The sequence below is a fragment of the Moorella thermoacetica genome (genome assembly GCF_001267405.1).
Taxonomy (GTDB): Bacteria; Bacillota; DSM-521; order Neomoorellales; family Neomoorellaceae; genus Neomoorella; species Neomoorella thermoacetica.
In genome coordinates, this window is sequence record NZ_CP012369.1 from 1287863 (window position 1) to 1300226 (window position 12364).

Consider the following 12364-nt stretch of genomic DNA (forward strand, 5'->3'; position numbering starts at 1 on the left):
TTTGATGAAGGTTATTATCATCGGTTGCAGCCGCCTGGGGGCCATGCTGGCCACCAGCCTGGCTGGGGCCGGTCATGAGATAAGCGTCATCGATCCCAAGGCTGAAGCCCTGGAACGCCTGCCCCACGATTTTCCCGGCCAGGTCTTCCAGGGAGTGGGTATTGACCTGGAATTACTCGCCAAAGCCGGGGCTGATACTGCCGACGCCCTGATTGCCGTGACTGATCGCGACAGCGCCAACCTGGTCACGGCCCAGGTTGCCAGGGAGAAGTTTCATATTCCCAGGGTTATCGCCCGGGCCTATGATCCCCGGGCGGCAGAGGCTTACCGGGCTATGGGCCTGGATATCTTCTGCCCGACAACCTTTGGTATTGATTATGTCATGGGCCGGCTGGGGGGTGCCGAATAATGTATGTTGTCGTTGCCGGAGGCGGCAAAATCGGTTTCAACCTGACCAGGACCCTCCTGGATGGCGGGCAGGAGGTGCTGCTAATCGAAAAGGATCTGCGCCGCTTTCGCTGGCTGGAGGATCACCTGGGCCAGGTAGTCCTGCATGGTGACGCCACCGAGGTGGCCACCCTGGAAGAAGCCGGCGTCAAGCGAGCGGATGTAGTGGCGGCAGTTACCGGTTTTGACGAGGATAACATCATGATCTGCCGCCTGGCGCAAAAGGTTTTTGGCGTCAAGAGGGTTATCGGCCGGGTAAACAACCCGCAGAATGAAGACGCCTTCCGCCTGCTGGGAATCAACAATATTATCAATAGCACCCGCCTTATTTACAGCCTGATCTTGCAAGAAGTCGATGCCAGCGGGCTTATCCCCCTGCTTACTTTGAAAGGGGGCAAGGTGGAATTTGTGGAAACCGTGCTGCTGCCGGAATCGCCGGCCGCGAATACGGCCGTCAAGGATCTTATCCTTCCGGATCAATGCTTGCTCATGGCCATCCTCCGGGAAGAGGAGCTTATCTTCCCCCGGGGCGATGTCGTTTTACTCCCCGGCGACCGGGTCATTGCCGCCGCCAGGGATGATGAGGTAGAAGCCCTCCGCCGGTCTCTCCTGGGTAGTGCTTAAAGCGGGATTGTGGCCTGCCCCGGAAACCTAGCTCTAATAAAAAGCCCTTGTCTCCCAAGAGAGAAGGGCTTTTTTCCTTTTGATCAGGAATTACGCGCCGGCAGGCATGCGCCCCCTAAAGCTGCATAAATAAGGGGGCAAAAACCAAGGAGACAATGGTCATTAGCTTAATAAGAATGTTCATGGCCGGGCCAGAGGTATCCTTAAAGGGATCACCCACTGTATCTCCATTGACGGCGGCAGCGTGGGCCGGTGAACCCTTACCGCCGTACTGGCCGCCCTCAATATACTTTTTGGCATTATCCCAGGCACCACCGGCATTAGCCATCATGACGGCCATCAAGAAACCCGTCACCGTGGCGCCGGCGAGAAGGCCACCCAAGGCCTCCTTACCCAGGCCGGGGATGAGACCCACGGCCAGGGGTACCAGAACGGCGAGTAGGCCGGGAACAATCATTTCCTTAATAGCGGCTCCGGTGCTAATAGCCACGCAGCGGGCGTAGTCCGGCCGGGCCTTGCCTTCCATTAAGCCGGGAATCGATTTGAACTGGCGGCGTACTTCTTCAATCATTTGGAAAGCAGCCCTACCCACCGCTTTCATAGTTAAGGCAGCAAAAAGAAACGGCAGCATACCACCTATGAAGAGACCGCCGACTACTTTGGGGTCGGTCAGGTCAATGGCGGTAATCCTGGCAGCAGCTGTATAGGCCGAGAATAAGGCCAGGGCCGTCAGCGCCGCCGAACCGATAGCAAAACCCTTACCAATGGCAGCCGTTGTGTTGCCGACGGAGTCCAGGGCGTCGGTTATCTTACGGACCTTTGGGTCCAGTTCCGCCATTTCGGCAATACCGCCAGCATTATCGGCGATAGGACCATAAGCATCAACGGCCACAGTAGTGCCGGTGGTCGAGAGCATGCCAACCGCCGCCATAGCAATACCATAAAGGCCGGCGAAACGGTAAGAAGCGATAATGGCAATGACGATGACCAGGATAGGCAAAACTGTGCTCAGCATACCGGTGCTTAAGCCTTCAATAATGTTGGTAGCTGTACCGGTTTGGGAAGCCTTGGCGATCTCTTTTACAGGTTCGTAATCCCCTGAAGTATAATACTCGGTAATCCGGCCAATCAAGACTCCGGCGATGAGGCCGGCGATGGTGGCTGCAAATACGCCTGTAGAAGTGTAACTCATAGAGCCAGCGGTGAAGTGAGCCGGTAATAACCTAGTAGCCAGGAAAGTACCAACAATGGCCAGGATACTTGCCACCATGGTACCGGTATTAAGAGCCTTCTGGGCATTGGCCCCTTCGCCCGTTTTCACGAAAAAGGCACCGAGAATGGAGGATACAATGCCGATAGCAGCAATCATTAGAGGCACCAAGGTGCCATTAGGAATATTCAGGGCTGCCGCCAGGGCAATACCAGAAATAATCGAGCCGACATAAGACTCAAAGAGGTCAGCACCCATACCGGCGACGTCGCCTACATTGTCACCAACGTTATCAGCAATAACGGCTGGGTTCCGGGGATCGTCTTCAGGAATACCTGCTTCTACTTTGCCGACCAAGTCCGCACCGACATCGGCGGCCTTGGTGTATATACCGCCACCGACTCTGGCAAAAAGGGCTATAGAACTGGCCCCCAGGGCGAAACCATTAACTATACTCGGGTTTTTAAAAACATAATTAATAATCCCGAGACCCAAAAGGCCCAGACCTACCACCGCCATCCCCATAACCGAACCGCCGGAAAAGGCTATGTCCAGGGCGGCATTGGAACTGTGACGGGCGGCATTGGCCGTGCGGACGTTGGCCCTAGTGGCAACCTGCATACCTATGTACCCGGCGCCAATAGAACAAAGGGTACCGGCGACATAGGCAATAGCTGTTGCCGGTTGCATGCTTTCAGCACCCCTAGTCATAAAGCCGGCAACTACAATCAAGGCCGTCATGCCAAGGACAAAAAAGATTAAAGTTCGGTATTCCCGCATAAGGAAGGCCATGGCGCCTTCATGGATGGCGACAGCGATTTCCTGCATCCGTGGATTCCCGGGATCTGACCGATTAATTTTATTAGTAAGGTAAAAGGCAAAAAGCAAGGCCACTATCCCTGTCAGTGGTGCTAAAAGCTCCATAAGACCGCCTCCCCAAATTTAAACTTAACCCCTCTTGTTATTACCTAAATTTCCCTTTTAACCTCCCAACTGTTAAAATCCAAGAATGGCCCTGGAGAAGCCCCGGGGCCATTCTTCTATGGCTTCCGGAATTCTATTTCTTCAACCAGGACATCATTTCCCGGAGCTGGTCGCCGACCTGTTCGATGAGGTGTTCACGTTCCTTCTTCCGGAAAGCGTTGAAGCTGGGGCGCCCGGCCTGGTTTTCCAAGATCCATTCCCTGGCAAAGACACCGTCCTGGATCTCCTTTAAAATAGATTTCATAGTTGACTTGACATGGTCATCGATCAGCCGGGGTCCCCTGGTGACATCACCATACTCGGCCGTGTCGCTGATGGAGTAGCGCATGTACTTAATGCCGCCCTCATACATCAAGTCGACAATAAGCTTCAGTTCGTGGAGGCACTCAAAGTAGGCAATCTCCGGCTGATAACCGGCCTCGACCAGGGTTTCGAAACCGGCTTTAACCAGGGCAGTTGTCCCCCCGCAAAGGACGGCCTGCTCTCCGAAGAGGTCGGTTTCCGTCTCTTCTTTGAAGGTGGTCTCGATTACCCCCGCGCGGGTGGCACCGATGCCCTTGGCATAGGCCAGGCCGATTTCTTTGGCCTTACCGCTGGCATCCTGGTAAATGGCAATCAAGGCCGGAACCCCCTGGCCTTCAACATAGGTACGGCGTACCAGGTGCCCGGGACCCTTGGGGGCAACCATGATTACATCGACATCGGCCGGAGGTACAATCTGGTTGAAATGAATGTTAAAGCCATGGGAGAACATCAGGACCTTGCCGCCCGTCAGGTAAGGGGCGATCTCTTCCCGATAAACCCTGGCCTGGGTTTCATCCGGGAGGAGGATCTGGATTATATCAGCCTCTGCGGCTGCTTCGGCTACCGTCTTTACCTCCAGGCCGGCAGCCTGGGCTGCGGCCCTGGATTTACTCTCCGGGCGCAGGCCAACCACTACGTCCAAGCCGCTATCCTTTAAATTTTGAGCCTGGGAGTGTCCCTGGCTGCCATAACCCATCACGGCGATTTTTTTGCCCTTCAGGACGTTTAGATCTGCGTCCTGGTCATAGTATACAACTGCCACTTTGCTCCTGACCCTAAAAAAGCCGGCCAGGAATTCACCTCCTGTATATTGTATTAAATGTATGATATTCGCACCCGTTGCGGAAATTCCTGCCTATAAAACAAAAATACTGCTCACTTTCTATTAGTATTCGATCCCCTTGCGGGCCTTAATCCCTTTTGCGTAAGGGTGCTTCACCTGGCGCATCTCCGTGACCAGGTCGGCGGCGGCAATTATCCCGGCCGGGGCATTGCGACCGGTCAAGACCACCTCTATCCTGGCCGGCCGCTGCCGTAAGAAATCCAGGACCTCTTCTTCCTTTAGGAGGCCGAAATAGAGGGCATTGTTAATTTCGTCAAGGATCAATATATCTACCTTACCGCTGAGCATTATTTCCCTGGCGCAGTCCAGGGCTGCCGCCGCTTGTTCATAATCTTCAGGCCTGGCGCCGCCCCGGTGGATAAAACCTTTTCGGCCGAAGGTTTTAACCTCGATTTCCGGTGCCAGGCGCTGGAAAGAGCGATGTTCGCCATAATCAGGCGTCTTCATGAACTGGATGATAGCGACTTTAAAACCGTGGCCCGCCGCCCGCAGGGCCAGGCCGAAGGCGGCCGTGCTCTTGCCCTTGGCATCCCCGGTATAGACCTGAACCAGTCCCTGTTCTAAACCAGCCAATTTTACCATTGCCTCCTATCAGCATTTATCACCATTCTATCATGCCTGGATGGCTTTGGCGAGGAAAAACAGGCCAGGGGCTATTTTTTTAAACCTACCAGCCGGTACAATCGTTCGACTTCGTGGGGGGTGAGGTGGCGATAGGTGCCGGGTTTTAAACCTCGAAGGGTTAAAAAGGCCAGGCGGATCCGCCGGAGGCGCAGGACCGGGTGACCGACCGCCGCCAGCATACGTCGCACCTCCCGGTTCCGGCCTTCCCTGAGGGTTAATTCCAGGAGGGCGCTATCTTTCCCCGCCCGGCACAAATTTACCCTCGCAGGAGCTGTAGGGCCGTCTTCCAGCTTGACACCGCAGCGTAAATGCTGGATAGTATTAGCATCGGGTATACCCCTGACCAGAGCCAGGTAGGTCTTCGTTACCCCGTATCTGGGGTGGGTCAGGCGCAGGGTTAGCTCGCCGTCGTTGGTTAGCAAGAGAAGACCCTCGGTGGCATAATCCAGGCGGCCCACGGGATATAATCTAGCAGGTATGCCGTGCACCAGGTCAGTGACCTTGGGCCGTCCCCGGGGATCGGAGACGGTAGTTACATAACCGGCCGGTTTAAACAGGAGAAGGTAATACTTTCTCTCCGGCCCGGTCACAGGCTGGCCGTCGACAGTCACTTTATCCTGTCCCGGTTCCACCTGGACACCCATAACTTTTATGACCCGGCCGTTTACCCGCACCCGCCCGGCACGGATAAGGTCTTCGGCCCGGCGCCGGGAAGCCACCCCGGCCAGGGCCAGGTACTTCTGCAAGCGCATAATCATCCTCCGAAGGGAAAAAAGTCCTGCTCTCCGATACCTGCTTATTTGCTGGCGAACTTCAAAATGAATAGAAAAGAGGGGCTTCAAACCGGTGATCCGCAAGCGTTATTATTTATTTCTGGCCGCCTTGATGGTTATAATTTTTCTCCTGGTGGCTACTGCCATCGCCCTGCCGGAAGTCCGCTACTTTGATACCTGGATTCTTGTCAGGTTAATGGCTTACCGTAGCCCCCTGGCTACTATTTTCTTCAAAGTAATTACTTTCTTCGGTACGTCCATCTTCTTCTACCTGGCCACGGCCGCCCTGGGTATAAGCTTCCTTTTAGGGCGTGATTACAGGGGCTTCTGGGTCCTTATGTTTACCATGAACGGCGCCTGGGCCCTCATGGAGGGGCTAAAGGCCTTTTACCATCGGCCCCGCCCCGCCCTGGGTCCCCTGGAACCCGCACCTGGCTTCAGCTTCCCCAGCGGCCATGCCATGATGGGAACCGTCTTCTTCAGCCTGCTGGCCCTGGTACTGTTACAGAGGCTCCCGTCCCGCTACCATCCCCTGGTAGCCAGGCTGACTATTTTTTTCCTCTTCTTGCTGGGGCTCAGCCGCCTTTACCTGGGCGTCCATTACCCCACCGATGTGCTAGCCGGTTATGCCGCTGGGCTGGCAGTCGTTTCCCTGTACCGCCTCTGGTGGCCACGATGAGTTATTTCGGAGGAGCCCATCATGGGGGCCGACACCCTCGCCACGAACAATGAAAATGTAGGCTGAGGCAAGTGGTTGGAGGGTACAGGCGGAGGGCGACTTGGTTCGAGGCGTCAGATACTTACGCGAAGCCGAAGCGAGGCGGCGGTGAACGGGATGGGGATCGTAACGTGGCTTCAGGAACGAGAAGTACCACGCCCCGTTATGATTGATCAAAGAGATAAAGCCAAGCCACCCCCGCCGCCGCGCAAGGCTGAGCGCGAAGTTTGCTAGCCGAGAACCACCGGAGCCCGCAGACTGTACCCTCCAGCCTGTAGCAAAGCGCCTGCCAACAGTAACCATTTTGGGCAGAAGTCTATTTTCCGAGGAGGGCAAGGGGCGTGACAAGATTGCATCTTACCATCAACCATTATAATTCCCCTGTCGGCATCCTGACAATCGTAACCAGCCCTGCCGGCCTCTGCCGGCTGGCCTTTGCAGCTGAGCCTGCCGCGGTTACCTCTACTTACCTGACAAAAGTATTCCCCGGCGTTGCTATTACTACCGGTGAGCAGGACAGTCTGGCCCGGGAAACCATGGTCCAGCTGGATGAATATTTCGCCGGCCGCCGCCGGACCTTCAACCTGCCCCTGGATCTTCACGGCACCCCCTTCCAGCGCTCTGTCTGGGCGGCCCTGCTGGAAATCCCCTATGGTACCACTTGTAGCTACAGCGACCTGGCCCGGGCTATCGGCCGTCCCCGGGCTACCAGGGCTACTGGACAGGCTATCGGCAGCAATCCGGTGGGGATTATAATCCCCTGCCACCGGGTAATCGGTAAAAACGGCCGCCTGGTTGGTTTCGGCGGCGGCCTGGCAGTCAAGGAGTGGCTGCTGGGGTTTGAACATAGGGTTAACCAAACATCAGGTGGCAAATAAACACGGCCGCTATTAAGCTGGAAATATCGGCAATCAGCCCCAGGGCCAGGGCGTAGCGGTAGCGCCTCACCCCCACAGAGCCGAAGTAAACTGTCAAAACATAGAAGGTTGTGTCTGTGGTCCCCTGCATGACCGAAGCCAGGCGGCCGATGAAGGAATCTGGTCCATAGTTGCCGATCAGCTCGGCCGCTACACCCAAGGCACCGCCGCCGGACAGGGGCCGCATAACTGCCAGGGGTAACACTTCCCCGGGAATGCCCACCAGATGCAAGACCGGGTTCAGGGCCCGGGCAAAGAGGTCCATGGCCCCGGAAGCCCGGAAAATGCTAATGGCCACCAGCATCCCTACCAGAAAGGGGATAATTTTGATGGCCACCTTGAAACCGTCTTCCGCCCCGGCAACAAAGGCTTCATAAACAGCGACTCCCCGCAGGTAGCCGTAGGCCGGGATTAAAAAAATTACCAGGGGAATGGCCCAGCGGGAGACGGCAAGAACAGCTTCCGTCACCTCCCTCACCTCCGGTTATCGCCATAGAAGCGGCGGAAAACACGGTCAAAAACCACGGCCATGACCATACTGAACCCCGTGGCCAGGATGGTGGGACCGACGATTATTGTCGGTTCGGTGCTGTCGGCAGCCGCCCGGATGCCGATGATGGTCGCCGGGATAAGGGTTATGCAGCCGGTGTTTAGCCCCAGGAAGGTGCACATGGCCGGGGTTGCTTCCTCCGGGCGAGGGTTCAGGGTTTGGAGTTCTTGCATGGCCTTAAGGCCGAAGGGGGTAGCGGCGTTGCCCAGGCCCAGGATATTGGCGCTCATATTCATGATGATGGAACCGATAGCCGGGTGATCCCTGGGGATCTCCGGGAAGAGGTAACGGGTACAGGGACGCAGGAGGCGGGACAGGAGGGCTACAAGGCCAGCCTCTTCGGCAATCTTTAAAAGCCCCAGCCACATGGCCATGAGGCCGATAAGCTCGAAGGCCAGGGTTACCGCCGTCTGGGCTGCTTCCAGGGAGGCATCGGTAACTATCTCGATATGCCCATTTAAAGCAGCTACTACTATACCTGCCAGGAGCATTAACAACCAGATGAGATTGACCACCGGCAATCCCTCCATAAATTACCTCGGTTAGTAAGATTTATGAAGGGACTTGCCTTTCTAGAACCGCAACCAGGGCAGGTTGAAGACTGTTAGGAAGGCTTCCAGGAAGCCCATCCACCAGGGCCGGGGGGCTACGTCACCGGCAGCTATCAGGTCCACACTTACTTCCTGGTCGTGGGAAGTGAAGATTATCCGCCCGATCCTATCCCCCTTCTTGACCGGCGCATTGAGGTCGGGATTAAGTTCCACCCGCTGCTGCCAGGTCCAGGTCTCATTCTTTGGCTCGACCACCAGGACGTCATCGGCCGTGACGGCAGGTATATTTGCTGCTATGCCGCCGCGGACACCGGCCAGGGCTACCTGCTGGCCGGCAGGCATTAACTTCACCTGGTGAAAGTTATTAAACCCGTAATCGAGGATGGCACTGGTTTCCCGGTACATATTGGGGGACTTCATGACCACGGCGATGAGCCGCCAGTTATCCCTGGTGGCCGAGGCCACCAGGACCTGCCCGACCGGGGTAGTATAGCCGTTCTTTACCCCATCGGCACCGGGGTAAGCATAATAGCCCCATAGCAGGCGATTTTCATTGATCAGCAATCGCGGCCAGGGTTTGCCGGCCCAGGGGATAATCCGCTGGCGGGTAGCGACAATCTCCCGAAATTTAGGATTCATCATGGCGTAACGGCCAATAAGGGCCAGATCGTAAGCCGAGGAGTAGTGGTCCGGAGCTGTCAGACCGTGGGGGTTAACATAGTGGGTATCCCGGGCCCCAATCTCCTGGACCTTCGCATTCATCATGCGGGCAAAGTTTTCAACACTGCCACCGATATGCTCAGCAATGGCCACGGCGGCATCATTGGCCGAGCGCAGTAGCAGGGCGTAGAGAAGCTCCTCCAGGGTCAGGGTCTCCCCTTCCTGGAGATAAATAGAACTCTCCGGCGTCTCGGCGGCATTTTTACTGGCAATAACCTGGTCGTTCAAGTTGCCGCGCTCCAGGGCTAAAATGGCCGTGGTAATCTTGGTGGTACTGGCCTGGGGCCTCCGCTCATGGGGATTCTTGGCCATAAGGACCTGGCCCGTCCGAAAATCCATTAATACATAACTCTCGGCCTGAATGTCCGGGGCAGCAGCCCGGCCTGGTTTAATAAAGCTAAGGAAAATAAATAAAAAGATCCCGGCAGCAAGGAACCGGGGGCCATACTTCTTGAACAAGAGTGAAACCCCCTGTAAAACTTACTCCGGGAGGTTTATATTCGCCCTGGCAGGGCCTTTTCCCTGCCAGGGATAGAAATTTTATGTTTACTTATTCTTCCGCATCCTGGGGTCGGAGAACCATTTTAGTCCGGACCGTGGTCGGAGTGCTGCTGCCGTTAACTTTACCGTTACCCTTTGCACTTTTCCCCTTACCCAGGAGTTCCTGGATCTTTTCCATCACCTGGGGGGCGACATCGATCAGGCGGTCGACGACGGCGTTACCGTCAACAGGCAGCAAGCGCACCTGTTCTTTACCTACGACCAAAAAACCCACCGGCTGGACAGAAACCCCGGCGCCACTGCCCCCGCCGAAGGGCAGGCTTTCCTTACCTCCCCCGCCGCCGTCGGCGGTACTTGATTCATACTCCGACCCACCGGCCGCAAAACCGGCCGTTACCCGGGACACAGGAACAATGACCTGGCCGTCCTGGGTTTCAATGGGGTCCCCCACTACCGTATTCACATCGACCATATCTTTGATGCTTTCCATGGCTGTTTTCATCAAGGCTTCGATGGGATGTTCGGGCATTTTTGCTTGCTCCCCTCGCCTGCCAGATTATACCCAGGAGTAATCTTAAAGACCGTAAACCAGCGCTTATAATATGTCCCAGCCGAAAGGTAAATATGCAGTTAAAATCAAATAGCAGGCCCGGTGCGTTAAAACGCGGCCTTACCAGCAGCTCCGGTTGTTGAAAATCCAGGCGCGCCCGGCGCTGTAAATTCTGGTACAGTAAAGCCAGCAGAGCCCAAGCACCACCGTAGGCCAGGGCAGTCGTGGCCGGTTCCTCCATCCCCAGGGTTAAGAATACCCGCAGCCGCTGGCAGGTCACCTGCCCGAAAAAACGACGCCAGATGTAACCAAATCTTCTTAATAAACCCAGCCAATAGGCCAAGCGCCCCTTGACGATAAAACCAATTACCCCACCGCGGGTCCGGGCTTCATCCCCCGGATGCTCAACCTCAACCTCCCCTGCACCTATAGTTCCGGTACCGCCGGCCTGGAGCAGGGTTTTCAGGTGCAGGGGGGGCCATCGCGCCAGCCAGGCCTGGATAGAGGGAATTTCTACTTCCCACAGGCCCCAGTCCCCTGAAAGCTTGACCTCCAGCCAAAGGCGCTCCTCCTGATTAGCATAGCGATAAGCCACCTCCAGGCGTACCGGGACCAGGAGTAAAACAACCATACCCACCAGTAAACCTGCCAGCCAGGACCAAAGCATCCCGCCACCCCCGGGAAGAAGTGTGCAATTATTCTTCCCCAGGATGACCCGGTATACTACCACGACCACCTGCTTCACGGCTATTTTCCTGACTCGCGGCAACATCCTCCAGGGGAGGCAATTCCTTTAAGTCCTTTAAACCGAAAAACTCCAGGAATTTGGGCGTGGTACCATAAAGGATGGGGCGTCCCGGGGCCTCCTTGCGGCCAACCTCCTGGACCAGGCCCCGGCTAATGAGGGTATTTAAAACGCCATCGACCTTGACTCCCCGGATATACTCCATTTCCGTGCGGGTTACCGGCTGGCGGTAGGCGATAATGGCCAGGGTCTCCAGGGCGGCCCGGGATAAGGCCGGCAGTTCCGGGCGCAAAAGGGCCTCACAATAGCTGGCGAACTCGGGCCGGGTGCACATCTGATAGCCACCGGCTACGGCCCGGATCTGCAGGCCCCGTTCTTCCCGGGCGTAGAGTTCCTGTAATTCAGCCGCCAGCTCATCGACATCTCCGGGTTTAACGCCCAGGCAGGCCGCCAGGGAGTCTACCGACACCGGACCGCCGGCGACAAAGAGCAAACATTCCAGGGCAGCTCTCAGGTTATCACTGAAAAATAAAGGCAAGGATAATCACCTTGCTCCTGGATGCGGTAACAACCGCACCTCGATATTGCCGAAATTAACCTCCTGGGCCAGGGCTACCCGGCCCCGCCGGGCCAGTTCCAGCAGGGCCAGGAAGGTCAGGGCTACCTCCATCCGGGTGGGCCTGGTACTCAAGAGTCTGTCCAGGCTGAGGGTTTTTGCCCGGTAAAGGCTGCGCAAGATATGGCGTACCTGGCCCGCCAGGGTAAAGGCCAGCCGGGGTATGAGCCGGGGTTCCTCTGGTTCCTGAACCTGCTCCTTACGGGCCAGGACGCGCGCCATAGCCCGCGCCAGATCCAGGGGTGTTACGCCAGCCAGGGGGTTGATGCCGGCCAGGGCCCGCTCTACAGCCTCCTGGTCCCGGGGCCTGGTAAAAATAAGGGCACCGGTAGCGGCCAGTTCGGCCAGGTGTTGGGCCGCCTCTTTATAACAGCGGTAAGCCTGCAATCGATCCGCCAGGGCCCGGGCCGGGTCTTCCCCCTCTTCTTCCTGCTCCCCGGCCGCCGGGCGCTGCAATAGGAGCCTGGCCTTCAGAGCCAGGAGTTCCGCCCCCAGGACCAGAAACTCGCTAGCCCACTCCAGGTCCAGTTCCTCGACTTCCTGCAGGTACTCCAGGTACTGGGCCGTTACTTCCGCGACGGGGATAGCCTGAACGTCGATTTCCTGGCGTTCAATGAGAGTGAGGAGGAGATCCAGGGGGCCCTGAAAAACATCCAGCCTTACATTACCTAGCATCCGCCCCACCCC

General features: G+C 56.6%; 15 protein-coding genes. 4 read left to right on the top strand and 11 right to left on the bottom strand.

The genetic code is table 11. The annotated features are described in order from the left end of the window. Positions 1–4 precede the first annotated feature (4 nt). On the top strand, positions 5–409 hold the full coding sequence (locus tag MOTHE_RS06460) for a potassium channel family protein (protein ID WP_011392860.1): 405 nt from the start codon (positions 5–7) through the stop codon (positions 407–409). Continuing rightward, positions 409–1071, top strand: a complete 663-nt coding sequence (locus tag MOTHE_RS06465; protein ID WP_025774859.1) for a potassium channel family protein — start codon at positions 409–411, stop codon at positions 1069–1071. Before MOTHE_RS06460 ends, MOTHE_RS06465 begins: the two co-directional genes overlap by 1 nt. A 115-nt stretch (positions 1072–1186) precedes the next feature. Here MOTHE_RS06465 and MOTHE_RS06470 read toward each other — a convergent pair whose 3' ends face one another. The 4 genes from MOTHE_RS06470 to MOTHE_RS06485 all read right to left on the bottom strand — a co-directional run bounded on the left by MOTHE_RS06470 (position 1187) and on the right by MOTHE_RS06485 (position 5788). Next, the gene (locus MOTHE_RS06470) at positions 1187–3205 is read right to left on the bottom strand and encodes a sodium-translocating pyrophosphatase (protein ID WP_011392862.1); all 2019 of its coding nucleotides are present in this window, start codon (positions 3203–3205) and stop codon (positions 1187–1189) included. A 133-nt stretch (positions 3206–3338) separates the two neighbouring features. Beyond that, positions 3339–4331: a ketol-acid reductoisomerase gene (gene ilvC, locus MOTHE_RS06475; protein ID WP_011392863.1), complete on the bottom strand. Its 993-nt coding sequence runs from the start codon at positions 4329–4331 to the stop codon at positions 3339–3341. 123 nt (positions 4332–4454) lie between these two features. Then, positions 4455–4985 (bottom strand): cob(I)yrinic acid a,c-diamide adenosyltransferase, encoded by a 531-nt coding sequence (gene cobO, locus MOTHE_RS06480; RefSeq protein WP_011392864.1) that lies wholly within the window; start codon positions 4983–4985, stop codon positions 4455–4457. Positions 4986–5065: 80 nt separating this feature from the next. After that, positions 5066–5788 (bottom strand): pseudouridine synthase, encoded by a 723-nt coding sequence (locus MOTHE_RS06485; RefSeq protein ID WP_011392865.1) that lies wholly within the window; start codon positions 5786–5788, stop codon positions 5066–5068. 94 nt (positions 5789–5882) lie between these two features. On the opposite strand from MOTHE_RS06485, the gene MOTHE_RS06490 reads away from it, so the two are divergent. Beyond that, positions 5883–6488 (top strand): phosphatase PAP2 family protein, encoded by a 606-nt coding sequence (locus MOTHE_RS06490; protein WP_011392866.1) that lies wholly within the window; start codon positions 5883–5885, stop codon positions 6486–6488. A 380-nt stretch (positions 6489–6868) separates the two neighbouring features. Further along, positions 6869–7405 carry a methylated-DNA--[protein]-cysteine S-methyltransferase gene (locus MOTHE_RS06495; protein ID WP_011392867.1) on the top strand — a complete coding sequence of 179 codons (537 nt, stop codon included), beginning with the start codon at positions 6869–6871 and terminating at the stop codon, positions 7403–7405. Here the strand turns inward: MOTHE_RS06495 and MOTHE_RS06500 are convergent. The 7 genes from MOTHE_RS06500 to MOTHE_RS06530 form a co-directional block, all read right to left on the bottom strand. Then, positions 7380–7913: a spore maturation protein gene (locus MOTHE_RS06500; RefSeq protein WP_011392868.1), complete on the bottom strand. Its 534-nt coding sequence runs from the start codon at positions 7911–7913 to the stop codon at positions 7380–7382. The two genes, MOTHE_RS06495 and MOTHE_RS06500, sit on opposite strands and share 26 nt — an antisense overlap. 5 nt (positions 7914–7918) lie before the next feature. After that, entirely contained in the window at positions 7919–8509 is a 591-nt protein-coding gene (locus MOTHE_RS06505) for a nucleoside recognition domain-containing protein (protein ID WP_053094816.1), read from the bottom strand. A gap of 57 nt (positions 8510–8566) precedes the next feature. After that, on the bottom strand, positions 8567–9724 hold the full coding sequence (locus MOTHE_RS06510) for a D-alanyl-D-alanine carboxypeptidase family protein (RefSeq protein ID WP_053094817.1): 1158 nt from the start codon (positions 9722–9724) through the stop codon (positions 8567–8569). Positions 9725–9815: 91 nt separating this feature from the next. After that, positions 9816–10295, bottom strand: a complete 480-nt coding sequence (gene ytfJ / locus MOTHE_RS06515; RefSeq protein ID WP_011392871.1) for a GerW family sporulation protein — start codon at positions 10293–10295, stop codon at positions 9816–9818. Continuing rightward, positions 10201–10983 (bottom strand): DUF2953 domain-containing protein, encoded by a 783-nt coding sequence (locus MOTHE_RS06520; protein WP_011392872.1) that lies wholly within the window; start codon positions 10981–10983, stop codon positions 10201–10203. The genes ytfJ and MOTHE_RS06520 overlap by 95 nt, the downstream gene beginning before the upstream one ends. A 28-nt stretch (positions 10984–11011) precedes the next feature. Next, positions 11012–11599, bottom strand: coding sequence for an SMC-Scp complex subunit ScpB (scpB, locus tag MOTHE_RS06525; RefSeq protein WP_011392873.1), 588 nt, complete (start codon positions 11597–11599; stop codon positions 11012–11014). Positions 11600–11605: 6 nt separating this feature from the next. Beyond that, a complete protein-coding gene (locus MOTHE_RS06530; RefSeq protein ID WP_011392874.1) occupies positions 11606–12352 on the bottom strand; it encodes a segregation and condensation protein A in 747 nt (248 codons plus the stop codon). Positions 12353–12364: the final 12 nt, after the last annotated feature.